At 51.6% G+C, this 24448-nt stretch carries 25 protein-coding genes and 1 pseudogene; 8 read left to right on the top strand and 18 right to left on the bottom strand.

Annotation, left to right across the window (positions count from 1 at the left end; translation table 11 throughout):
- Window positions 1–39 precede the first annotated feature (39 nt).
- The 15 genes from tolB to B0D95_RS01185 form a co-directional block, all read right to left on the bottom strand.
- Entirely contained in the window at window positions 40–1320 is a 1281-nt protein-coding gene (tolB, locus tag B0D95_RS01255) for a Tol-Pal system beta propeller repeat protein TolB (RefSeq protein WP_078042188.1), read from the bottom strand.
- Entirely contained in the window at window positions 1317–2165 is an 849-nt protein-coding gene (gene tolA, locus B0D95_RS01250; protein ID WP_078042187.1) for a cell envelope integrity protein TolA, read from the bottom strand. The genes tolB and tolA overlap by 4 nt, the downstream gene beginning before the upstream one ends.
- Window positions 2166–2172: 7 nt before the next feature.
- Window positions 2173–2601: a protein TolR gene (gene tolR, locus B0D95_RS01245; RefSeq protein WP_078042186.1), complete on the bottom strand. Its 429-nt coding sequence runs from the start codon at window positions 2599–2601 to the stop codon at window positions 2173–2175.
- A gap of 35 nt (window positions 2602–2636) precedes the next feature.
- Complete coding sequence (tolQ, locus tag B0D95_RS01240; protein ID WP_078042185.1) at window positions 2637–3323, bottom strand: protein TolQ; 687 nt, start codon at window positions 3321–3323, stop codon at window positions 2637–2639.
- Between the two features lie 8 nt (window positions 3324–3331).
- The gene (ybgC, locus tag B0D95_RS01235; RefSeq protein WP_078042184.1) at window positions 3332–3754 is read right to left on the bottom strand and encodes a tol-pal system-associated acyl-CoA thioesterase; all 423 of its coding nucleotides are present in this window, start codon (window positions 3752–3754) and stop codon (window positions 3332–3334) included.
- Between the two features lie 7 nt (window positions 3755–3761).
- Entirely contained in the window at window positions 3762–4787 is a 1026-nt protein-coding gene (ruvB, locus tag B0D95_RS01230; RefSeq protein WP_078042183.1) for a Holliday junction branch migration DNA helicase RuvB, read from the bottom strand.
- Between the two features lie 37 nt (window positions 4788–4824).
- Window positions 4825–5439 carry a Holliday junction branch migration protein RuvA gene (ruvA, locus tag B0D95_RS01225; RefSeq protein WP_078042182.1) on the bottom strand — a complete coding sequence of 205 codons (615 nt, stop codon included), beginning with the start codon at window positions 5437–5439 and terminating at the stop codon, window positions 4825–4827.
- 51 nt (window positions 5440–5490) lie between these two features.
- Entirely contained in the window at window positions 5491–6012 is a 522-nt protein-coding gene (gene ruvC / locus B0D95_RS01220) for a crossover junction endodeoxyribonuclease RuvC (RefSeq protein WP_078042181.1), read from the bottom strand.
- Between the two features lie 144 nt (window positions 6013–6156).
- Window positions 6157–6765: a helix-turn-helix transcriptional regulator gene (locus tag B0D95_RS01215; protein ID WP_078042180.1), complete on the bottom strand. Its 609-nt coding sequence runs from the start codon at window positions 6763–6765 to the stop codon at window positions 6157–6159.
- 106 nt (window positions 6766–6871) lie between these two features.
- On the bottom strand, window positions 6872–7615 hold the full coding sequence (locus tag B0D95_RS01210; protein ID WP_078042179.1) for a YebC/PmpR family DNA-binding transcriptional regulator: 744 nt from the start codon (window positions 7613–7615) through the stop codon (window positions 6872–6874).
- Window positions 7616–7698: 83 nt separating this feature from the next.
- Window positions 7699–9507, bottom strand: coding sequence for an aspartate--tRNA ligase (gene aspS, locus B0D95_RS01205; protein ID WP_078042178.1), 1809 nt, complete (start codon window positions 9505–9507; stop codon window positions 7699–7701).
- A gap of 66 nt (window positions 9508–9573) precedes the next feature.
- Window positions 9574–9819: an FmdB family zinc ribbon protein gene (locus tag B0D95_RS01200; protein ID WP_078042177.1), complete on the bottom strand. Its 246-nt coding sequence runs from the start codon at window positions 9817–9819 to the stop codon at window positions 9574–9576.
- Window positions 9820–9979: 160 nt separating this feature from the next.
- Window positions 9980–10672 carry a monofunctional biosynthetic peptidoglycan transglycosylase gene (gene mtgA / locus B0D95_RS01195; protein WP_078042176.1) on the bottom strand — a complete coding sequence of 231 codons (693 nt, stop codon included), beginning with the start codon at window positions 10670–10672 and terminating at the stop codon, window positions 9980–9982.
- A gap of 8 nt (window positions 10673–10680) precedes the next feature.
- Window positions 10681–11166, bottom strand: a complete 486-nt coding sequence (locus B0D95_RS01190; RefSeq protein WP_078042175.1) for a DUF4124 domain-containing protein — start codon at window positions 11164–11166, stop codon at window positions 10681–10683.
- 68 nt (window positions 11167–11234) lie between these two features.
- Window positions 11235–11543: a Rieske 2Fe-2S domain-containing protein gene (locus B0D95_RS01185; protein ID WP_078042174.1), complete on the bottom strand. Its 309-nt coding sequence runs from the start codon at window positions 11541–11543 to the stop codon at window positions 11235–11237.
- 217 nt (window positions 11544–11760) lie between these two features.
- Between B0D95_RS01185 and B0D95_RS01180 the strand changes: the two genes are divergently transcribed.
- Window positions 11761–13095 carry a flavohemoglobin expression-modulating QEGLA motif protein gene (locus B0D95_RS01180; RefSeq protein ID WP_078042173.1) on the top strand — a complete coding sequence of 445 codons (1335 nt, stop codon included), beginning with the start codon at window positions 11761–11763 and terminating at the stop codon, window positions 13093–13095.
- A 16-nt stretch (window positions 13096–13111) separates the two neighbouring features.
- Window positions 13112–13504 (top strand): hypothetical protein, encoded by a 393-nt coding sequence (locus tag B0D95_RS01175; protein WP_078042172.1) that lies wholly within the window; start codon window positions 13112–13114, stop codon window positions 13502–13504.
- 15 nt (window positions 13505–13519) lie between these two features.
- Here the strand turns inward: B0D95_RS01175 and B0D95_RS01170 are convergent, their stop codons facing one another.
- Window positions 13520–13900: a hypothetical protein gene (locus B0D95_RS01170; protein ID WP_078042171.1), complete on the bottom strand. Its 381-nt coding sequence runs from the start codon at window positions 13898–13900 to the stop codon at window positions 13520–13522.
- Between the two features lie 560 nt (window positions 13901–14460).
- Between B0D95_RS01170 and B0D95_RS01165 the strand changes: the two genes are divergently transcribed.
- Window positions 14461–16731 carry an FG-GAP repeat protein gene (locus tag B0D95_RS01165; RefSeq protein ID WP_078042170.1) on the top strand — a complete coding sequence of 757 codons (2271 nt, stop codon included), beginning with the start codon at window positions 14461–14463 and terminating at the stop codon, window positions 16729–16731.
- Window positions 16732–16820: 89 nt separating this feature from the next.
- On the opposite strand, the gene tilS (B0D95_RS21085) is transcribed toward B0D95_RS01165, so the two are convergent.
- Together tilS (B0D95_RS21085) and tilS (B0D95_RS21080) are read right to left on the bottom strand one after the other, a co-directional pair.
- A complete protein-coding gene (gene tilS / locus B0D95_RS21085; protein WP_371453608.1) occupies window positions 16821–17477 on the bottom strand; it encodes a tRNA lysidine(34) synthetase TilS in 657 nt (218 codons plus the stop codon).
- Between the two features lie 87 nt (window positions 17478–17564).
- Window positions 17565–18124: pseudogene (gene tilS, locus B0D95_RS21080) on the bottom strand (tRNA lysidine(34) synthetase TilS); the annotation flags it as partial.
- Between the two features lie 144 nt (window positions 18125–18268).
- On the opposite strand from tilS (B0D95_RS21080), the gene B0D95_RS01155 reads away from it, so the two are divergent.
- The 5 genes from B0D95_RS01155 (at window position 18269) to rsxB (ending at window position 24419) form a co-directional block, all read left to right on the top strand.
- Window positions 18269–20149 carry a S9 family peptidase gene (locus B0D95_RS01155; protein WP_078042169.1) on the top strand — a complete coding sequence of 627 codons (1881 nt, stop codon included), beginning with the start codon at window positions 18269–18271 and terminating at the stop codon, window positions 20147–20149.
- Window positions 20149–20661, top strand: a complete 513-nt coding sequence (greB, locus tag B0D95_RS01150; RefSeq protein WP_078042168.1) for a transcription elongation factor GreB — start codon at window positions 20149–20151, stop codon at window positions 20659–20661. Before B0D95_RS01155 ends, greB begins: the two co-directional genes overlap by 1 nt.
- A gap of 96 nt (window positions 20662–20757) precedes the next feature.
- Window positions 20758–22782: a methionine--tRNA ligase gene (metG, locus tag B0D95_RS01145; protein ID WP_078042167.1), complete on the top strand. Its 2025-nt coding sequence runs from the start codon at window positions 20758–20760 to the stop codon at window positions 22780–22782.
- Between the two features lie 317 nt (window positions 22783–23099).
- Window positions 23100–23690, top strand: a complete 591-nt coding sequence (rsxA, locus tag B0D95_RS01140; RefSeq protein WP_007644160.1) for an electron transport complex subunit RsxA — start codon at window positions 23100–23102, stop codon at window positions 23688–23690.
- An 18-nt stretch (window positions 23691–23708) separates the two neighbouring features.
- Window positions 23709–24419 carry an electron transport complex subunit RsxB gene (rsxB, locus tag B0D95_RS01135; protein ID WP_078042166.1) on the top strand — a complete coding sequence of 237 codons (711 nt, stop codon included), beginning with the start codon at window positions 23709–23711 and terminating at the stop codon, window positions 24417–24419.
- Window positions 24420–24448: the final 29 nt, after the last annotated feature.

Genomic DNA, 24448 nt, shown 5'->3' with positions numbered 1-24448 from the left:
GTAACTCCAATGAAGTTTTGATCTAGTTTGAACGGGGATTTAGTTAAAGAATGGCGACCATGCGGGTTCCCGCACATCACCCTGTTTTGGAGGCTGGAGGATTTTGACGCGCGCATCCAAAGACACGGCCGCCAATACTCCTTTACCACCAGAACGAGTCGCATACATTAGCATAGCGCCATTGGGCGCTATAGTAGGTGATTCATCAAGGTTTGTCTCGGACAAAATGCGTAAATTGCCAGATTTTATATCCTGTGCAGCGATATGATGGGTAGTACCGGGGCGTCTGTTCAGCATTATCAGGCTTTTGCCATCTGGAGAAACGCGCGGACGTGCATTGTAATCACCATCAAATGTTACTCGCTCTTGCTGCATTGTCGCCAAATAAACCTGATAGATTTGTGGCTTACCGCCCCTGTCGGATGTAAAGAAGATCGATGCGCCATCAGCAGACCATGTTGGCTCATGATCAATAGCAAAATGGTTGGTGACACGCGTTAACTGCCGCGTCAGCACATTCATGACATAAATTTCGGGGTTACCATCTTTTGATAAGGCCATAGCCAGCTTTTGACCATCAGGTGACCATGCCGGTGCACCGTTGAGTCCACGGAAATTAGTCATTTGTTGGCGTCTGCCTGTTGCTATGTCCTGAATATAAATTGCAGGTTTGTTATCCGCTTCAAAAGACACATAAGCTACGCGTTGGCCATTTGGTGACCATACTGGTGAGAGCAGTGGAAAGCGCGACTCCAACAACATGCGAGAGCGGAAACCGTCGATATCCGAAAGCATAAGGCGATACTTTTGCGGCTGCTTGAATGCCTCTACATAAATCAGCTTGGTAGAAAAAATCCCGCGGATACCAGTAATAGTTTCATACACTTTATCGCTAATATGGTGTGCCATATCGCGCAGCTGCGCCGAAGAGCCATCAACAGTCAGTTTGGCAAAGACACGCTTTTGCTGCACCACATCAAATAACTCGTAACTGGCGTAATAACGCCCCGCTTGCTCAGTAATAGAGCCGATCAATAAATACTCTGAACCCAAAGCTTTCCAGTCACGGTAGTGAACTTCTGCTTCAGAGCGAGGAAAGGACAACATACGATCAGGAGAGGTAGCCTGAAACTGGCCAGAGAATTCAAGGTCATTACCAACAATTTTGGCGATGTCCTCGGATAATTTTCCACCTTGCCATGCAAAAGGAACCACAGCAATTTTCGTGGGATTATCCACCCCTTTGGTCACGCGCAGATTCAACTGCGCCTGAGCCATACCGGCCACCAAAATAAGACATAACAATAGATAACGTTTCACGACCTTAAGTCCTCTGGGCTAAATGTAAATCTGAACACACGAAAATATTTTTCAAAAATATCGGGCGGAATCTGCATAGCCTCAGTAAACCGGTCAACTCGCTTGACCGCTTGCTCGGCTGATCGATCAAATGCCGGGTCCCCACTGCTGCGCACAACACGCAACCCTGTCACAACGCCAGTAGGAAGCATATTGACTTCCAGTGTTACCTCCAGGCCATTGCGCGCTGACGGCGGGCGACTCCAATTCTGTTGAACACGTTCAATCAACATTTCTTCGTAACTTTTGGTATTCACATCATCGTTTGTATCGCTGATGTGTTTTGCCTCTTTTTGCAAGGCAGCCTGAATACGACGCTGCTCTTCCTGTGCCTCTTGCTCGCGCTTGGTCTTTTTAGCTGCTTCAGCTTGTTGCTTGGCTAACTCTTCCGCCTTGCGCTTTTTTTCCGCCGCTTCCTTTTCTGCTTTGGCTTTGGCGATTTTTGCTTGCTCTTCTTTAATCTTTTGCTGTTTTACTTTTTCTGCTTCAGCGGCAGCCGCTTTAGCTTCCTGTTCTTTTTTCTTCTGAACCATTGCTTCCGCTTCTTTGCGGCGCTGCTCATCCTGTTTTTTGTTGTTTTTCAGATCTTCGTAAGCCTTGGAATCTAACACCTGCTCTTTTGTTTGCTGTGGTGCTGCTTTTGCTTTGGGCTTCATATCCACCAAAGTAGCTGTGACATAGTGTGGCTTATAGGGTTCCGGTTCCTTTTTAAAAAAATTCCAATCACCTAAAAACAACACCAGCAATAATGTATGCAGCGAGACACTCAGGAATATGGGAAGTGAAAATGATTTTTCCAGTCTCATAAAAAACCTAGCGCGGCGGCTCCGTGATCAAACCAACAGAGGGGGCTCCAGCCAACTTCAACTCCCCCATCAGCGCAACTATCACACCATACTCAACCTTCTTATCGCCCTGGACAAATACCAGCGTATTCGGCTTTTCTGCCAGCACTTTGCTGACTATTGATTTAATTTCCGCCAGGGGACGTGCGGCCTCGGCATCTCCGCCCAAATCGATGTAGTAGCTACCGTCTGCCTTTACTGAAACAGTAATAGGATCATCATCTTTTGATTCAACTGGCTCCGATGCAGCCTGTGGCAACTCTACTTTGATACCCTGAGTCATCATGGGCGCCGCAATCATAAATACAATCAGCAACACGAGCATGACGTCGATAAGCGGAACCACATTGATTTCCGCTTTCAGTTTCTTTTTTACCGGTGGACCAAATCCAGACATTTTTTTAACCCGTTACCAATCAACGTGACAGTGCGTTATTTACTGTGAACCTGACGATGCAGGATGGCAGAAAACTCTTCCGCAAAGGTTTGATAGTTACTCATCAGGTTTTCCGCACGTGCGGAGAATTTGTTGTAAGCCAATACTGCGGGAATCGCCGCAAACAAACCCATTGCTGTAGCAATCAAGGCTTCTGCGATACCGGGAGCAACGGTTGCCAAGCTTGGTTGACCGGCGTTGGCGATATTGAGGAAGGACACCATGATCCCCCATACCGTACCAAACAGGCCGATGTAAGGACTGACCGAGGCAACGCTGGCAAGGAAAGGCAGATTTTCCTCCAGTTTTTCATGTTCACGTGCGAGGGCAACGCGCATAGCACGCATTGAGCCTTCCATAATTGCATCCGAATCAGCACCAGCCTGTTGGCGCAGGCGGGTGAATTCTTTGAAACCTGCACGAAAAATGCTCTCGATACTCTCCACCGCTTCATTGCGACTGTTGCCTTGGCGATAGAGCTGATTCAAATCAATACCAGACCAGAATTGCTTTTCAAAATACACAAAAGCGGCAGAGGCTTTGCGCTGATATACCTCACGCTGGAAAATCATGACCCAGGAAATGACGGATGCCAAAAATAAAATCAGCATCACCATTTGCACTAAAAAACTGGCTTCAAGCATGAGATGCAGAATCGACAGACTTTGATTAGCTTCTGACATAGATATGGTTAACTCTTACTGGTTGAACTGTGAAAAATATGGGTGAGTTGTTGATGCATGACAGCAGGAAGCGCAGTTGGCTTCATGGTATCAGCATCCACACAGGCGATACGGATTATGCCATCGCATAATAATTCACCATCGCGTATCACTTGCTGTTGAAATTCGGCATAGGTGCGCGCCAGTTTATGCAGCTGTGCGGTGATATAAAGCTGATCGTCCAGACGCGCAGGGCGACGATAATTCACTTGCGCGCTATGCACAACAAGCAGTAAACCGCCGTCCAAAATAGCGGGCCTATCATAGCCTAAAGCGCGCAGGAATTCTGTACGGCTGCGCTCCATATATTTAAGATAATTGACGTAATAAACGATACCGCCTGCGTCGGTGTCCTCTATGTAGACTCGCAGAGGAATACTGAATAACTGCATAACATCATTAATCCGTTGAGTCCTGTAAGCGCTTTGGTACCGGCATACCAAAATAAAGGTAAGCGTTGTTGGTCAAAATACGACCGCGCGGCGTGCGTGCCATGAAGCCCTGTTGAATTAAATAAGGCTCTATAACATCCTCAATAGTTCCACGATCCTCGCTAATGGCGGCAGCGAGACTTTCCACCCCCACAGGGCCACCGTCAAAATTGTGCATCATTGCGGTCAGTAAGCGGCGATCCATATGGTCAAAACCGCGCTCATCGACATTGAGCATATTGAGTGCGCTGTCAGCCATTTTGGCGGTGACTGTGCCATCACCCTTCATCTCTGCAAAATCGCGCACCCGGCGCAGCAAGCGATTCGCAATACGCGGTGTACCACGGGAACGCTTGGCAACTTCTGCCGCACCTTCAATATCCATTTGCACACCCAGGAGCGCAGATGAGCGAGCCACAATGTGTGTCAGATCGGCGACATTATAAAACTCCAAACGCTGAACGATACCAAAACGATCGCGTAAGGGTGAGGTCAATAATCCGGCTCGCGTAGTGGCGCCCACCAGTGTGAATTGCGGTAAATCCAGTTTGATTGAACGTGCAGCTGGCCCCTCGCCAATCATGATATCTAACTGGAAATCTTCCATTGCCGGATAGAGGATTTCCTCTACCACAGGGCTCAAGCGATGGATTTCATCGATAAACAGCACATCGCCCGGCTCAAGGTTGGTGAGCAGTGCCGCTAAATCGCCCGCTTTTTCCAGTACCGGGCCAGAGGTGCTCTTGAGCGAGACATTCATTTCATTGGCAATAATATTGGCCAGCGTTGTCTTGCCCAGACCGGGCGGGCCAAATACCAGTGTGTGATCCAGCGCCTCACCGCGTTTTTTGGCGGCGCCGATAAAAATCTCCATCTGTTCACGCACGGCGGGCTGACCAACATAATCCGCGAGCGATTTAGGGCGCACCGTGCGATCCAGATGATCTTCACGCTCTTTGGCGACAGGGGCAATCAGGCGGTCGGTTTCAATCATTGTTATTCAACCTGGTAAAAATTATCCGGCAGTCTGTTTATCCGGCGATAGCGCGCAGTGCCATACGAATTAACTCTTCGCTGGAGGCATCCGGTTTTTGTTTGGCGGCAAGGGAAACCATTTTCGCCGCGTCAACCGGTTTGTAACCAAGGGCGATCAAGGCACTCTCTGCCTCGGCAAACACATCGTTATCTGTGGCGATACTCTGAATTTCACTGTGGGCAAGTAAATCGTTTTGCGGCATATCCCAGTTTTTCAGGCGGTCGCGCAACTCAATGACCAAACGCTCTGCGGTTTTTTTGCCTATCCCGGGGACTTTTGTGAGTGCGGTGATATTGTCATCGCGCACGCAGCGGGCGATATCATCCGCCTCCATGCCAGACAATATAGATATTGCTAATTTGGGGCCAACACCATTCACTTTGATCAGGGTGCGAAATAAAGAGCGATCGCGCTGTTCAGCAAATCCAAAAAGCTGGTGCAGGTTTTCAGTAATCGACAAGTGGGTGTGCAACACCACATCCTGGCCTATAGCTGGCAAACGGTAAAACGTCGTCATAGGCGCTTGCAATTCATAGCCCACACCTTGCACATCCAGCACCAAATAAGGTGGCTGTTTTTCAACCAATGTTCCGCGCAAGCGTCCAATCATAATATGTCTCTTCTAATAACTCGTTTTACTCACCAGATTGACCAGTGACTGTTAAACAATGCGCCCACGACGAAAACTGGATGAACCTGCCATGCGAATTAAATGGTCGCGAGTGTTGGCATGGCAAAGCGCTACCGCCAAAGCATCTGCCGCATCTTCCTGTGGTGCGGCGGGAAGGCGCAACAGAGTTTTCACCATGTGTTGCACCTGCAGTTTATCGGCAGCGCCATTTCCCACAACCGACTGCTTGACCTTACGTGCTTCGTACTCGGACACAGGTACATCCTGCGCTGTAGCGGCCACAATTGCCGCTCCCCTCGCCTGCCCCAACTTCAAGGCTGAGGCGGCATTTTTCGCCATAAATACCTGCTCAATCGCCATTTCTTGAGGGCAATATTGCTCGATAATCTGGGTCAGGGAATCAAAAATCACTTTTAAACGGGCGGGCAACTCATCCGAATCCTTCATGCGAATCACCCCGCTGGTCAGGTATTCGTACTTACTACCAATGACATTGATAATGCCAAAACCTGTTTTACGGGAACCGGGGTCGATACCGAGAATGAGTGCCATAGTTGTATCTATATACAGTTGTATTGACGGCAGTGTTGCACGTGATTCAGGGTGACGCAAGAGGGATTTACAGATGTGCAGGCGCAGGAGGCAGTTGCTGTGGGTCTGCGAACAACTGCCAATCCAATCTAAAAATGGTGACGCTTAATAATCAGCCATAACCAGCAACTTCACCTTGTCGCCATTGGGAAATTCAAGGTGTAAGGATGAAGGCTCCTGATCTTCAATCAGAAGGGATGGGGATGCCATCAATTGGTATTCTGCTTCCACAAAATGGTATATGTCAGCTTCAAGTAACAGGTACTCACCTTGAGGGCGAGAATTAACCAGCACCCGGAACTGATTATCCAATTGCATTTCGCTCTGCTCGCCAATGGTATTTAACAGCTTGAAATCAGAGTAAGTACCGTTGGGCGCTTCTATCGAAAGACTGAGCTTGACCTGCTGCGCCGCTGCCGTTGTCCACCAACCAACAGCAATCACACCTACCAGCACTGTGCCAATAGCCGCAAATAGGCGATAAGACATCGGCCGGTGTGGAGTAATAGCCGGCGATGATTGCACTAGCGCAGCAAGCTCCAAGTCCAGGGCGGCTGCCAGCGCCTTTGCAGATTCCATAGACGCAACACCACTGTGCTCAATACGTTGCACCGTGCGCATACTTAAATCAGCCACGTCGGCTAAATGACTTTGGCTCCATGCGCGCTTTTCACGCTCTTGCCTGAGAAAGTGCTTATTAATTTGCATATCCATACTGCCTATACCTCAAAGAGTTTGGGGGGAACCCAAACTCATCTATTCCTGTGATTTTGTATACGACAGGAATATGACATGAGGAAAATTGGTGTGAAAAATCCTGTTAACCAATCTGCTCCATAATATCGTCCGCTATATCGGCATTGGTGTAGACGTTTTGTACATCGTCCAAGTCTTCCAAGGCGTCAATCAAGATGAGAGTTTTCTCGGCGGCGTCTTTGTCGAGGCTGACAGTGAGTGATGGGATCAGGGCGATCTCTGCGGAGACGGGGTTTAACCCTGCACTGGCGAGTGCATCTTTCACGCGGAAGAAATCTTCAAAAGCGGTCATCACATCGGCGGAGCCATCATCATTGATAACAACATCATCGGCGCCCGCTTCAAGGGCCGCTTCCATGAGTGCATCTTCATTGAAGCCGGGTTCAAAGCTGATTTGACCTTTGCGCGCAAACAAGTAAGAAACCGAACCACTGGTGCCGAGATTACCACCCTTTTTGTCAAACGCATGGCGCACATCGCCCGCCGTACGATTGCGGTTGTCGGTCATACATTCCACGATAAAGGCGACACCATTAACGCCATAACCTTCGTAGGTCAATTCCTCGTAAGCATCGGATTCATTCGTACCGGCACCACGGGCAATAGCACGCTCTACCACGTCTTTTTTCAGATTGTTGAGATAGGCTTTATCCACCGCTGCGCGCAGGCGCGGGTTATCGGCAGGGTTTGCACCACCCTTGGCAGCGACGGTTAATTCGCGGATGATTTTGGTGAAGATTTTGGTGCGCTTGGCGTCCTGACGCGCCTTGCGGTGTTTCATGTTTGCCCATTTGGAATGTCCGGCCATTGCACAGCTCCAACTTGCAGATTATTAACGTGAGGGGAATAAAAAAGGGCGGGCAATGCCCACCCTTTTCAAATCAACAAAAATTACATGCCGTATTCAGGTGCATCGTCTGTTGCTGCAACGGCTTTTTCTTTTTTGCGCAAGCGGATGTGCAAATCGCGCAATTGCAATTCATCTACAGTACCCGGTGCATCAGTCATCACACAAGCAGCGCTTTGGGTTTTGGGGAAAGCGATAACATCGCGGATTGAACTTGCGCCCACCATCAACATAATCAAACGATCCAAACCGAACGCCAAACCACCGTGTGGCGGTGCGCCGTAGGCAAGTGCGTCAAGCAGGAAGCCGAATTTCTCGCGTTGCTCTTCCGGTGAAATACCGAGGATTTTAAATACCGCTTGTTGCATGGTCGATGAGTGGATACGCACCGAACCACCACCCAATTCAGTACCGTTCAATACCAAATCGTAAGCGCGAGACAAGGCCGCACCCGGGTTCGCAACCAACTCTTCCGGGGTACAGCTAGGTGAAGTGAATGGGTGGTGAATTGAAGTCCAGCCGCCTTTGTCATCTTCTTCAAACATTGGGAAATCAACAACCCACAGCGGTGCCCATTGCGCGGTGTACAACTCAAGGTCTGCACCGAGTTTGCAGCGCAATGCGCCCAAGGCTTCGGTAACGACTTTATGTTTGTCAGCGCCGAAGAAAATCAGATCGCCATTCTCAGCACCAACGCGCTCAAGAATTGCGGCACGCACTGGCACGGGCAAGTTTTTAACAATCGGTGATTGCAGGCCTTCTTCCAGATCAGACTTGTCGTTGACTTTGATGTACGCCAAACCTTTTGCGCCGTAGATACCAACGAACTTGGTGTAGTCGTCGATTTGTTTACGGGTCAATTTTTCGTTACCGCCAGGTACTTTCAATGCGGTAACGCGGGATTTTGGATCGTTAGCCGGGCCAGCGAAGACTTTGAAATCCACGTCGGTAACCAGGTCTTTGATATCAACCAATTCCAACGGAATACGCATGTCCGGTTTGTCTGAGCCGTATTTGGCAATGGCCTCAGAGAAAGGCATGTGTTTGATTTCAGCAAACTCGACACCGAGCAAATCTTTGAACAATTCGCGGAACATACCTTCGGTAATTTCCATGATTTGTTCTTGCGACATGAAGGAGGTTTCGATGTCGATTTGGGTAAATTCTGGCTGACGATCAGCACGCAAATCTTCATCGCGGAAGCACTTGGCGATTTGGTAGTAACGGTCGTAACCGGCCACCATCAACAATTGCTTAAACAACTGTGGTGATTGCGGCAGTGCAAAGAATTTACCGTCGTGGGTACGTGATGGCACCAGATAATCGCGCGCGCCTTCTGGCGTCGCACGAGTCAGGATTGGGGTTTCAACATCAAGGAAACCATTGCGATCCAGATAGTTGCGAATCACGCTGGTGACTTTGCTGCGGAAACGCAGGTTTTTCTGCATTTCAGTGCGGCGCAAATCGAGGAAGCGATATTTCAAGCGCGTCTCTTCACCCACGTTGGAATAGGAATCCAAGGGGAAAGGCATGGTTTCCGCTTCGTTCAGAATGGTCAGCGCAGTACCGTAAACTTCGATCTCGCCAGTCGCCATATTCGGGTTAACAGTGGATGGCGCACGGGCGCGCACTTTACCGGTGAGTTGCAATACGTACTCACCGCGCACTTTATCGGCCAGCGCAAAATTCTCTTTGGCATCCGGATCAAACACCACTTGCACAATACCTTCGCGGTCGCGCAGGTCGATAAAGATCACACCACCGTGATCGCGACGACGATCAACCCATCCACAGAGGGTCACTTCTTGATCGATAAACGAGGCATTTAAAGCGCCACAATATTGGCTGCGCATAGCTGGTTCCTGATATTGGTAAGAATGTAATTATAAAAAGTGCATGGACTAAACAGGTGGGCCAGCTTAGCTGGCCGCACCGGAGGCTGAACTGGAACCACTGGTATCGCCAGCGAGATTCTTTTTCTTGCCTGATTTAAAGTCGGTCTCGTACCAGCCGCCGCCAGAGAGGCGAAAACCCGCCGCCGAGATTTGTTTTTTGAGGCTGGCCTTGCCACAAGCGGGACAATCCACCAAGGGAGCGTCACTCAACTTTTGCAAAGCCTCCAACCCATGGTTACAGGATTCACATTGGTATTCATAGATAGGCATGTAAGCACCTCAGTTCAACAGATTAACCACTACAGGATACTGAGACCCCAAAAGGGTCGCGATTGTAACGTAAAAGCCATGGCGCGAGAACCACGCCCGCAGGATATGGTCACTGCGGCGCAAATTTAAAGCGGACGGGGACAAAAAGTCACAGCGGCCATCACGGAATCTGCGAGTACCGCATTCGCGCCTGCACCCGCGAGGCATGGCGTACCACCCATGCGGGCATGGCTTTTTCATACTGGCGCGGGTTGGGCAACATCACTGCCATGCGCGCCGCGGCTGAAGGGCCTATCTGCGATGCGGGAACACGATAGTAGTGGCGCGCGGCAGCCTCAGCCCCAAAGACACCATTGCCCCACTCCACCACATTCAGATACACCTCCAAAATACGGCGTTTATCCCACAGGAATTCAATCATCAGGGCAATCACCGCCTCCTGGGCCTTGCGCACATAAGAGCGCGATGGCGATAAAAACAGGTTTTTGGCCAACTGCTGGGTAATAGAAGAACCGCCAGCAACCGATGCACCTTTGCGCTGATTCTTTTTGAGTGCCAGTTCTATGCCACGCATATCGAAACCGTGATGTTGCATAAAGCGATCATCCTCAGCGGCAACGACGGCGCGCTTGAGGTGTGCAGAGATGTGTTGGTAATCCACCCACTGATACTTGAGTTCTGCCTTGGGATTCTGCGTGCGCATCTCGTCCAGTCGCAGTGACATAAAGCGGGTTTCTGTGGGATTCGACCATTTCCAGAACACCAGATGCGCCACAATCCACAACTGATAGGCAAGTATCAGTAGCAGTAACCACTTGAGGGAAAATCGCGTAATACGCCAGAACTTTTTCATTGGGTGGATCAATAATCCTGCTCTTGCTGCACGGTCCGGTTATTCATCGCTTCTGCGGCGGCGCGGGCTTTTTCCAGAGGCGATGGCTCAGCGGCTGACGGTGCGCCTGCCGCAGCCTTGGGTGTGGATTGGGAAGCTGTCTCAGGGGCGGAAATGGCATTGCGTGTCTCTACCGCGATCTGTTGCGCCTCTTGTACCAAGGGCTTATCACTAAAATGTACGCGCCCTTCACCATCCGTCCATTTATACACCTTCACTTCGGTGCTTGGTTCGGCAGTTGAAAATTGATCGACCACCTTACCTGCAGCCGAGCGCGCTTCAGTTGCGAGCTTATCGGCAGAGACTGAAGGCAAAAAATCACCAAGGCTCTTGCCAGCTAATTGATCGCGCATGGCCAGCAGTGGCATCTGACCGGTGTTGAGATAGACGAGGTAATTGCCAATACCCGCGATTAACACCAGCACCACCAGGGATTTCATTATCAAACGCTTCATATAAGTCCTTATAACAATATTCGTAACAATATTTACAACAACAATATTTACAACAACAGATTAACCACTTAATTCCATTCCACGCCCAAGGTATTTCCCTCGTAGATCAAGGGGATAAATTGCAAGGAGTCACTGCACGCGGGGTTGGTTGAGCGCCCGCTGTGCAAGTCAAACACCATACCATGCAGGGGGCAGCGAATCGCGTTGCCCACACAGGTCGCATAAGTCAGTGCTGCGCCCGCATGGGGGCAGCTGTTTTTCATCAGTAAGGTTTTACCATTTTCCTGCAACAGCAACAGAGGCTGGCCACCCAGTGTAAAGGCTTTGCGGTAACCATCATAAAGTTGATGTAGTTTTTCCAGCGCAACAAATGGCATAGACCAATCCCCCATGGCTCAATCAGTTCAAACCTATAGTTACCTAGCGGCAAACCCAAACCTTGTACATTCTGGCGATTTATCCAGCACTACGCCAGACGTGACCTGTGCATGCATAAATACTCGCCACAAAGCACCAGCAAACGGCTAGAATGCGCGCCGATTCCAAGCCATCTGTGCACAGCACCTGGCTGCCCCCTTTTGTGGCATTCCGCATATGACCGACTCACTTTACCTGGAGCGATTGAGACAGCTTTCAACGCGCCTGATCTCCTTGCAAAAGCCTATTCGCATTCTCGATGCCATCAAGTGGCCACCGGGAATCGAACAGCGCTTTCGCGCCCGGGAAGGTCGGGAGCTGCCCGCCCTGGAAAGCGATTTTTATCAGCGCCAAACACTGGCGTTTGATGCGGGTAATATCAGCCAATTACTGAAAGAACTAAAAAATGATGTGCGCCGCCAATTGGGGCGCGACGATGCGTTGGGCAAAATTCTGCAGGCCACCATCGATCAATACCAGATTGTGATTGAGCTATTGCTTGCGCGCGGCACCCAACAATTTGGCTATTTCAGTAAGCAACTGTACGGCTCCGCCAGCGACAACATTCGTGGCGATCGCAAAACCCTGCGCCAGATGGGCGAGCGCCTGTGCCATATTTTTTCATTGCCAGCGGTTGAGCATTTAAATCGCCCCTACACCAATCACATCAACGCCGAAGAAGCGGTCAGGATGCTGGATGGGCGTATGCGCGACTATTTTGGTGCGGACGAAGTGCGCGTGCAAATTAGCGATGACATTGTCTCTGACGCGTCCGCCGGTGGCGACCGCATTAAAATTAATCGCCGCTCCCATTTCTCCGAGCTGGATATTCAGGTGTTGGAAGTCCACGAAGGCTGGGTTCACATAGGCACTACACTCAATGGCCGCGAACAACCTTGGGCAACCTGGTTGAGTGTTGGTTCTCCGCGTATTACGGCGATTCAGGAAGGTATGGCCGTGCTGCTGGAAACCCTGACTTTCAGTTCTTTTCCGCAGCGTGCACGACGCATTAGCGATCGGGTAGTTGCTGTCGATCTGGCTGAACAAGGTGCTGATTTTTGTGAGGTCTACCGCTACTTTTTAGAGCGAGGCGTGAGCGAACACGACAGTTATCGCGTGACCCAACGGGTATTTCGCGGCGGCACCCTGACCGGCGGCTCGGTGTTCACCAAAGACATCTCTTACGTAAAAGGTTTTGTGGAAAATGTGAATTTTATTCGCAGCGCCATACAGTCGGGCGTGCCGGAAATTATTCCCATGCTGTTTGTGGGCAAGGTAACGCTGGATGATTTACCGCTACTTTATGAGCGCTATCTGGATGGCGTTATTGCCGGGCCCAAATATTTGCCACCGATGTTTAAAAACCTGAACGGCCTTTATGTGTGGTTTGGATTCTCAAGCAGTTTGTCGGAGATGAATATTGCGCGCGTGCAACAGCACTTTAATAAACTGTTCCGGCAACTGCCGGCAGCAACACCCATCCAACCACCTACCGACGCAGAATTGGATTGAGTTAGATTAGTTGATCATGACCTACTACAAAGTTGTACTTTCTGGCGAAAACATTTTTTTTGAAAACGCCTCACGCATTGATAGCGACAGCGCCGAACCAGTGATTGGTTTTATCAGCTGCAAACCCATCACCGCCGAGACGCCTGTGTTGGCACTGGCCATCGCCAAACGCGACTTATTGGTACATTGGAACCAGAGTTTTAATTTCGATCGCAAAATGGGCATGCCCAAATTAACCCTGGAATACATGGGTGAAGTGCGCGGCTGGTTTAAACCCAAAAGTACACAAGACTATTATTGGTTCACCAGTGAAGAACACAAACAGACGCTGCTGGCACAGTTGGGGCAGCCACTGCGCCAACGCCTATGGCGAAAGGAAACACCCATCAATATGGGCGCGGAGGAATAACCGCTGAACAAACGGTCAGGCAATTGCCGCCGGAGCAGCGGGCTCAACAACATCCAACAACACCGTGCGCAACACCGGCGATGTAATTTCTTCACTGCGCGCAGACAGCGGTGAATTACCCACCCACTCAAAGCGCCAGCGGTACATTTGAGTACCGTCAGTAGATTCACGCACCTCAATCAATTCAAAGCGGCGCGCATCCAGATCAAAGCGCTCGCGCAATTGAAACGCAAAAGGTTCTGCATTTTTTCCGACGAAACTGGATGCATGCTGGGTAGGTGCAACAACCAGTACATAATCGCGCCCCTGGAATTGCAGGTGACAAACGCTCAGGCTTACCGGTTGCCCAAGACGATTGCTCAATACTGTTTCAACAAAAAAAGAGTTCATCACCATAAAAGATCCCGCTGCGTTTTATTGTTTTCTAGCGTGCTATGTGCCGCAAAAAACAGGTTGATTATTCGCCACCCGGTTCTGATAAAGAGTCCCTCTACGCGGCGAGGCGGCAGTCTACGCACAATTTATGACAGTTCAAGTAAAAGCGTGTTGTCGCGTTGCCCCGGTCACATCCACGAGAATTTTGTTACTTTATTGCCAGATGGTTGGTAGCAGGAGTGACAAATCCCCATGGTCTTTGTCTCCGGCGGGGCACCAGCCGATAAAGCTCTTCTCTATGGCTGTTGGAATTCTGAATAGTTCCTTAACAAGCTCTTCCTTAACGACTACAGACAGGCAGATTGACCGATTGCCGGGCGCACAATTGCTAACAACTCCTCCGGTCGGACTGCCGTAGATTACTGCAGGAATAAAAACACTGAACCAATTGCCTGATTTAACGGTCTCTATGCGGCTTCTATTTGTAGATCAGGCAGGCCTAAATGCTGGCGATTTGATTGACACCAAGCGCCGCGACACACAGAATCACCGACCAGTTTTAACCCTCAGGAACACGCTGAATGAATATTGATCGTTTATCCCCGCTATTACAGCGCACCACCCTGCTGCTCTCGCTTGCAGCTGGTTCATTTTTGCTCGCTGCCTGTGGCGGCGGAAGCGATAACAAATCATCAGCCAGTAGCTCATCCATTAGCAGCAGCTCCTCGCTCCGCAGTAGTTTCAGCAGTGCCTCAGTGCCCGCCAACGGCTCCGGCGAGTGGCCGAGTGTAAGGGTGGAGGCGCAATCACCCAAGGTGCTCAATTTTCAATGGAGCCCGGTTGACGGCGCAACCTTTTACCAACTGTTCAAGCACGATGTGGCGACAGGCGGTGTAGTGCAAGTTGGCGGCGACCTGACCACGCCCCAAGCAACTGATGAAATAGGTGTTCACGTACACGACTGGGTTAATAACTACTATTACGTGAAAGCCTGTAATGCAGACGGTTGCTCCCAATCCGATCTGGTATTCACCGCCACCGAAATGATCAAATCCATTGGTTATTTCAAAGCCTCCAACACCGGCTCATTTGACTGGTTTGGTTGGAGCATCACTATTTCGGGCGATGGCATGACCATGGCCGTAGGTGCACCTGCAGAAGATAGTAAGGCCACCGGTGTCAATGGCGATCAAACCAACAACGAAAGTACCAATTCCGGTGCGGTCTATGTGTTTGCCAAAGAAGATGGCCAGTGGGTGCAACAGGCTTATCTCAAAGCATCCAATACCGAACAACCAAACCTAAATAGTGGCCGCGTGCTGCCGAATGATCGTTTTGGCTACCGTGTGGCATTGTCTGACGATGGTAATACCTTGGCAGTATCAGCCCTATTAGAAGACAGTCCATCCTATGGCATCAACTGCAATCAGGACAACTATGAAATAGTCACCAGCTCCGCCTCGTCAGGCGGTGTCGGTGATTTGCTGACAGCCCAAGACTACAATGTCGGCGCTGTCTATATTTTCACCCGCAGTGCAGGCACCTGGTCACAGGATGCTTACGTGAAACCTATTTTCTCTACCATTCACGCCTTTGCCCAGACCTCTGTTGCCCTGCGTTTTGGCGAATCACTGGCACTTTCCGGTGACGGTAAAACCCTGGCAGTCGGCACAACACAAGACTTTATGGGTAGAAGCGGTGTTTTCAACTTCAGCAGCACATCCTCACTTGAATGCCTGGTGTTTTACCCTTCAAGCAGCTCATCTACCAGCAGTACCAGCAGTTCCTCCAGCAGCAGTAGCTCCAGCTCCAGCACTTCCTCTGCCAGCAGCAGTTATCGCGGCGGCTCAGGCTCAGGTGCGGTTTATACCTTCCGCTTGGGTGAAAACGGCTGGCAGGAAGAGTCCCATGTCAAGGCATCCAATGCCCAACAAAACGACAACTTCGGGGTTAGCGTTGCGCTCTCTGTCGATGGCAACACCATGGTAGTAGGTGCTATAGGCGAGGACAGTCAGGCTCAGGGCGTCAATGGTGACCAATCAGACAATACTTGCTACTACATCAACCGCGATAGCCTCTATGTCATAGATCCTGCCTGTAAAGATGCAGGCAGCTATATCAACTATGGCATCAACAACGGCGCTGCCTATGTGTTCAGCCGCACTGACAACGCCTGGGCACAAGAAGCCTATTTGAAACCGGCGTCCACGTTTATCGCGACCCAATTTGGCTCTAATGTCGATGTATCAGGCGATGGTAATACTGTTGCGATTGGCGCTGTAGGTGAAACCAATGGCTCTGTGGATATCAGCAACAGAGACAATATTGACTCCGCCAAAGTGCAGGAATTGGTCAAAGAAGTGAACAGCGGTTCAACCTATGTGTACAGCCGCAATGGTTCTACTTGGGCACAGCAAGCGCGCCTCAAGCCATCTACCATTACCTTGGGCGGTGAGTTTGGCAGCAGCGTAAGCCTCTCCCACGATGGTAATATCCTGGCGATTGGTTCATTCCGCGAAAACAGCTATGCAACAGGTATCAATGGCGATGAAGGTGATACCAGTAAGGAAGATGCAGGCGCAGTCTTTGTATTCACCCGCAGCAATACGGTGTGGTCGCAAAAGAGTTATGTCAAAGCATCCAACCCTGATGCCGGTGATCGCTTCGGGTTGAATGTCAAACTCTCTGCCGACGGCCAAAACATGCTGGTCGGCGCGCACCGTGAATCGGGCCGTGGCTATACCTCTGTTGCGGCCTCCAGCGGTGCCAGCACCAGTTCGGCAGCCAGCAGCACAGGCCTTGACCAGAGCGATAACAGCCTGGAAGCGTCTGGCGCGGTGTACCTCTACTAAGCTGGACCTGGCAATCAACAAAAACGGGATGCCAAAAGCATCCCGTTTTTGTTTGTGTCGTCATTAACAGATACCGCACTTGTCGCCATTTAACCGCCCCACCGCAAGTGCAACCCCTGCTCGCCCGCTTCGGCGGTATATCCGCTACAAACCCATAAATCCCCCACAGCAACCAGCGTATCGCCGCTGTACACCAGTGGTAAGTCATCCCGAAGCCAAGGCTCCAGGGCATACTCCTGCAGTAATTTTTTCAAGGTTTGGGAGTGATGGCGCCCCGCAGGCTTACAACGTTCACCGCCTTGGCGATAGCGAACATGTAAATCCGGCAATCCCACTTTCAAGCGCGCTGCGCCGTCGTCGCTCCTCTCAACTCCCCCCTGCTCCACCATGTCCAGCGTCAATACCGGCAAGGCTGCAGGCAACAGATACAAGCGCTGGCGAAATACCCGCAGCGATAGATCACCCCAGGTCACATTCGCTTCAGCATCCTCGCGCCCCAGCAACAATTGCTGCTGGATTTGCCGCCAATGGCTCTGCTCGGGCGTGTTGTAACCGGCGCTGCGCAGCCAATAGCGCAGCAGGTTTTGCTGGCGTACCGGCGACAGGGAACAGAGAAATGCCAGATCAATACTCTGCCCGATGCGCTCGCGTCGCGTCGCCGCTGTGTGTAAGTCCTCGCGGGCGATAGCCTCAAGCAGTTGCTCTTGCTCCGCACAAAGCTCGGCCGTTTGCTGCCATTTGCGCATAAACGCCGGCCAGCGTCGGGCAAGCAAAGGCATTACCTGATTGCGCAAAAAGTTGCGGTCATAGGCATCGTCCTGATTGCTTTCATCCTCCACCCACTGCAACTGATGCTCGCGCCCATAAGTTTCCAATTCAGCGCGCGAAACAGTCAGCAATGGCCGCACCAGAGTGCCCGCACCCAGTGGGCGCTGCATCGCCATGGCCGCCAGCCCACGCGGGCCGGTGCCGCGCAACAACCGCAGCAGCAAGGTCTCAGCCTGATCATTGGCGTGATGGGCCGTGAGCAACATATCGCCCGCTCGCAAATAGCGCGTGAATACCGCATAACGCGCTTCCCGCGCCGCATCCTCTATCCCTTTGCCGCGATTAACAACGGCAACGCGCTCTGCAACCAACTCAACACCCAACTGCGCGCAAACGGCTGCACACTGTTCCTGCCACTGATTGGCATGGGGGAGATCTGGTGATTGATATGCAAGGCGCGCAGGGTTACCGGTAGCTGCAATTGCGCCAGTGCGTGCAGCAATACCGTTGAATCCAGACCGCCGCTAAAACCGACCCAGCACACTGTGCCATGGGCACATTTGGCCAAGTCCGGCAGATAGGCGCGCAGCGCAGCGGGAGAAAATATGGGCGAGGAAGACGTCATAGCATTACCTGATTGATGCGCGCATTAAAGCCCAAAGGCCATACAAATAAAACCAACCCCATGCAAATAAAAAATGGCGCCTTCCCCTGAAGGCGCAGGGCGGGCAAAATGCCCGGCCGGACACTACTGACAGCGATGCCCCTTATGACCAACACCCGCTGCGGCCACTGGCCCACCCCCATCAGCGCTGAATTGCTCACCACCCAGGGCGTACGCCTGAGCGACCCGCAGGCGGTGGGCGATACACTCTACTGGCTGGAAACCCGCCCGCAGGACAAAGGCCGCAGCGTAATAGTCTGCGCCCAAGGCGGCGATTTACTGCCAGCACCCCACAGTATTCGCACGCGTATCCAGGAATATGGCGGCACGCCTTATCTCGCGACCCATGACGGGATTTTTTATGTGCTGGATGCCGACCAGCGCATTTACGTCTATGACCCGAGCACAAAAACCAGCCGCGCCTTAACCGCAGAGGGCGCTTGGCGCTATGCCGATTTTTGCGTGGATCCTCAGCGCAATCGCCTGCTCGCCGTACGCGAGGATTGCAGCCGCGACAGCCATAATCCCACAAGCGATATCATCGCCCTCGATCTGGATAGTTTGCAGCTTGAGGTGCTAGTTAGTGGTGCCGATTTTTATTCCAACCCCCGCCTGTCGCCCAATGGGCAACAGCTCAGCTTTTTGCGCTGGGATCACCCCAATATGCCTTGGGATAATACCGAATGTGTGCTTGCCGATTTGAATTCGCAAGGCAGTATTGTTCACAGCAAGGTGATTGCAGGTGGCAGCGGGGAATCGGTGTTTCAACCACAGTGGTCACCAGCAGGCGAATTATTTTTTGTGTCGGATCGCAGCAACTGGTGGAACATTTACCGCTGGAATGGCGTAGCCGCAGAGGCCATTTGTACACTTGATGCCGAGTTCGCCACCCCACAGTGGGTATTCGGCATGAGCACCTACGGATTTTTATCGGCCACCACACTCTTTTGTTGCTTCAGTCAGGCGGGCGTATGGCAAGTGGGTTTAATCGATGTGGAGCACAAAACACTGCAACCCATTGAGACCCCCCTGCGCGATATCTCCTCCCTTTGGTGTCGCCCAGGCAGCGAAAGCGCGCAAGGTCGCGCCTGGTTTCTGGGGGCGACAACGACTCAAGGTGCACAACTCTGGCACTACCATGCAGGCACCTGCGCGCCGCTCAACGAGAATAGGTTTGCGCTCGATAGTCGCTACCTCTCGCAGGCACAAGCCATCACCTTTCCCACGCGCGATGGCGAAGTAGCACATGGCTTTTTTTACGCCCCCACGAATGCCAACCATAGCGTTGCGCCCGATGAGTTACCGCCGTTGCTGGTCATGTGCCACGGCGGTCCCACCGGCGCCACCGAAACCTCACTCAATTTAAAAATCCAGTTCTGGACCAGTCGTGGTTTTACTGTGCTGGATGTGAACTATCGCGGCAGTACCGGTTATGGCAGGCAGTATCGCGACCGATTAAAGCATCACTGGGGCATCACCGATGTGATTGATGTGTGCAGCGGCGTGGATTATTTAGTGGCGCAGCAGCGCATCGACAAGGATAAAGTCGCCATTCGCGGCTCCAGCGCCGGTGGTTACACCGTGCTTGCTGCACTGACGTTTAGCAACACCTTTAAAGCGGGTGCCAGTTTATACGGCATTGGCGATTTGGAAGCACTGGCGCGCGACACCCACAAATTTGAAGCCCATTACCTGGATTCGCTGGTGGGCGAATATCCCGCAGAGCAAGCCACTTATCGCGCACGCTCCCCCATTCATCACATAGATCAACTCAATTGCCCGGTGATTTTTTTGCAGGGCCTGCAAGACAAAGTGGTGCCACCCGCACAGGCCGAAGCCATGGTCACCGCGCTGCAACAAAAAGGCATAATGGCCCACTACATCACCTTTGAGGAGGAAGGCCACGGCTTCCGCCAGGCGCACAATATCCAGCGTGCACTCAATGAAGAATTAGCCTTTTATTTAACCCTGTTTGGAGAGACGTGATGGGACGTTGGCGCCCGCCCAGTGCAAAAGGTTCAACCTACATTACCGCTGCCGGTTTTAAACGCATGAAAGATGAAGTCACCCAATTGTGGAAAGTTGAACGCCCACAGGTGACGCAAGTGGTACACGAAGCCGCCAAAAATGGCGACCGCAGCGAAAACGGCGATTACATCTACGGCAAACGCCGCCTGCGCGAAATCGACTCGCGCGTGCGCTTTTTATCCAAGCGCATGGAAGTGCTCACTGTGGTGGATCGCCTGCCCGATGATCGCAGCAAAGTTTTTTTTGGTGCCTGGGTAACACTGGAAGATGAAGACGGCGATGAAAAAACCTACCAAATTGTCGGCCCCGACGAATTTGATGTGGCCCGTCAAAAACTCAGCATGGATTCACCCCTCGCCAAAGCCATGCTCGGCAAGCGACTGGATGATGAAATCGTCTTAAAAAAACCGGAGGGCGAAGAACTGTTTTATATAACGGCGATTGAATACAAGCCTTACGATCAGGATTAGTCGCGCCACAGCAGCGGCGCAAAATGCTATAGTGCGCCCCATTTTTTCAGCTGGCTGCAGCCAGCTTCAGATTCCAGCTTTGACAGGTTTCCATTCATGACTCAATTGCCGCAACGTAAAATACTGGTCACCAGCGCCCTGCCCTATGCCAATGGCTCCATCCACCTTGGTCATTTGGTGGAGTACATCCAAACGGATATTTGGGTGCGCTTCCAAAAACTGCGCGGTGTGGATTGCACTTACGTCTGTGCGGACGATGCTCACGGTACGGCGATCATGCTCAAAGCGGAGCAGTTGGGTCATTCGGCGGAGCAGCAAATCGCCAACGTAAAAGCCGAACATGAGGCGGATTTTGCCGCCTTTAATATAGGTTTCGATAATTATCACTCCACCCACAGTACCGAGAACCACGAACTCTCGAACATGATTTATGGCCGCCTGAAAGCCAACGGGCATATCGCGACCAAAAGCATTACCCAGGCTTACGATCCGGAAAAGCAACTCTTCCTCGCCGACCGCTACATCAAAGGCACCTGCCCGAAATGTAAAACCGAAGACCAGTATGGCGATAACTGCGAGAAGTGCGGCGCGACCTATTCGCCTATGGATTTGATCAATCCAAAATCAGCAATTTCCGGCGCAACACCGGTTGCCAAAGAGTCGGAGCACTTCTTTTTTACCCTGCCCGAATTCAGCGATTTCCTGAAAGGCTGGACCCGTGCCGGTCATTTGCAGGATGAAGTCGCCAACAAGATGGCCGAGTGGCTCGACGCCGGTTTGCAATCCTGGGATATCTCCCGCGATGCCCCCTACTTCGGCTTTGAAATTCCCGGCGAACCTGGCAAGTACTTTTATGTGTGGCTGGATGCGCCGATCGGCTATATCGCCAGTTTGAAAAACCTGCTCGATAAGAAAGGGGAAGATTGGTACGAATACTGGAAACCGGATTCCACCGCCGAGGTGTATCACTTTATTGGCAAAGACATAGTCAACTTCCATGCCCTCTTCTGGCCCGCGATGCTGCACTCGGCCAATTTGCGCACACCTACCAAAATCTGCGTGCACGGCTTCCTGACCGTGAACGGCACCAAGATGAGTAAATCGCGCGGCACCTTTATCAATGCGCGCACTTACCTCGACCATTTGAATCCGGAATATTTGCGCTATTACTTCGCCGCCAAGCTCACCAGCAATGTGGACGATATCGACCTGAACCTGGAAGATTTTATCCAGCGCGTGAATTCGGATCTGGTGGGCAAAGTGGTGAATATCGCCAGCCGTACCGCCAAGTTCATTAATAACGCCGGTGGCGTGTTGGCCGCTGACATTGCTGATGCCGAGCTGTGGCAAAAGTTTATCGATGCCGGTGAAACCATCGCCAACTATTACGAAAGCCGCGATTACAGCAAAGCCATGCGCGAAATTATGGCGCTGGCCGATGCGGCCAACGAATATATCGCTACGCAAGAGCCGTGGAAATTAGCCAAGCAGCCGGGCGCCGAAGCGCAAACCCAAGCCGTATGCACCTTGGGCATCAATATGTTCCGCGCGCTGCTGACTTACCTCAAACCAGTCTTACCGGCGCTGACTGCCGATGCGGAAGTCTTTTTGGGTGAAACCCTGAGCTGGAATGCGCCTGTCAGCTTCCGCGCAGGCGAGAAAATCAACGAGTTCAAACCACTGCTCACCCGTGTAGAAAAAGACAAGGTAGACGCCATGATTGAAGCCGGTAAAGAAGCACTCGCCGCCGCAGCGCCCAAGGCGGAAGGTCCATTGGTCGATGAGCCGATTGCCGCCGAAATCGACTTTAATGATTTTGCCAAGGTAGATTTACGTATAGCCCTGATCGCCAATGCAGAGCATGTAGAAGGTTCCGACAAATTGCTGCGTTTAACGCTGGATTTGGGTGGCGAAACCCGCAATGTGTTCTCCGGCATTAAAAGCGCCTACGACCCGAAAGATCTGGTCGGCAAGCTCACCGTCGTAGTAGCCAACCTCAAACCGCGCAAAATGAAGTTCGGTATGAGCGAAGGCATGGTGCTGGCGGCTGGCCCCGGCGATAAAGAGATTTATTTGCTGGAACCGCATACCGGTGCCAAGCCTGGGCAACGCGTGATGTAGGTTGGTGGTGAGGAACGAACCCAAACACGACCATCTTGCCGCACCAACCAACAGCGATGTTGATATCCAATCTGGCTTCTGGCGGGTGGTGTGAGATGGACATGTTGGGGTTCGTTCCTCACCCCAACCTACGTGTGCGCGGTCATTTAAAAGGTGTGAGGCCAAGCGCATCAATCAGGGAAATAGAATAAGGATATAAATAAAGCCAATAAGGCTTTATGTCATTTTTATTGAGAATGCCTCTCTACTTACCGATAATACGCAACCCTCGCGTTCGGGCTTTCACTTCAGCGGCTCTCCTTGATTGGACAAACACCATGAGTTTCAGCGAATTAGCAATCATTCTGCTCAGTACCGTGCTGGTGAATAACTTTGTGTTGGCGCAATTCCTCGGCCTCTGCCCGTTTATGGGTGTATCCAATAAACTGGAAAGTGCCATTGGTATGGCGGGCGCCACCACCTTTGTAATGACCCTTGCCTCTATCTGTACCTATTTGGTGGATACCTGGGTACTGGCGCCACTGGAACTGCAATATTTGCGCACCATCGCCTTTATTCTGGTGATTGCAGCGGTGGTGCAGTTCGTAAAAATGTTTATGGAAAAGACCAGCCCGCTGCTATACCGCGTACTCGGCGTGTTTCTGCCGCTGATTACCGTGAACTGTGCCGTGCTCGGTGTTGCCCTGCTCAATACCCAAAAAGCCCACAGCTTCTTTGAGTCCACCATGTACGGTTTTGGTGGTGCACTGGGTTTTGCAATGGTGTTGGTATTGTTTTCCGCGATGCGCGAGCGTTTGGCTGTGGCCGATGTGCCAGTCCCCTTTAAAGGCGCGGCGATTGGCATGATCACCGCTGGTTTGATGGCGCTGGCATTTATGGGCTTTGGTGGGCTGGTAAGCCTGCAATAACTGACGAGTCTGGCATTCATGATCGAATTTATCTTCCACAACCCTATTCTCAGCGCCCTGATCGCGTTGGGTGGGTTGTCGGCGCTGTTTGGCGCGGTGCTGGGTTTTGCTGCCGTCAAATTCAAAGTGGAAGGCGACCCCATCGTCGAACAAATTGATGCACTCCTGCCGCAAACCCAATGTGGCCAATGCGGACACCCCGGCTGCCGTCCCTACGCCCAAGCCATTGCCAATGGCGAAGCCATCAACAAGTGTCCTCCCGGCGGTCAAGCCACCATTAATGCGCTCGCCGATTTACTCGATGTAGAAGCCCCCTCGCTGGATGCTGAACACGGCGAGCATTTGGATGTAAAACGTGTCGCATTTATCCGCGAAGACGAATGTATCGGCTGCACCAAATGTATCCAGGCCTGCCCGATGGACGCGATCCTCGGTGCCGCCAAACATATGCACACCGTTATCGCCGATGAATGTACCGGCTGTGACCTCTGCGTTGAGCCCTGCCCGGTAGATTGTATCGATATGATTCCGGTGGAAACCGACCTGAACACCTGGAAATGGGAACTACCAGCTACCAACCAAAAACCGGTATTCCATGTAGTTGCCCAGGAAGTCGCTGTTACGGCTTTGGATGCGAGCCTAATCGCTTCCGACCTTGGCCGTGGCACCGCATTTTCTGCTGATCAAGCACCCGGTGCTGATCAGCCAAACGGCGAAAAAGCCGCCTGACCGCCGCACTGACAACGAGAAATCGCCAT

The organism is Cellvibrio sp. PSBB023, assembly GCF_002007605.1.
Taxonomy (GTDB): Bacteria; Pseudomonadota; Gammaproteobacteria; order Pseudomonadales; family Cellvibrionaceae; genus Cellvibrio.
This window is presented reverse-complemented; position numbering and strand designations above follow the sequence as displayed.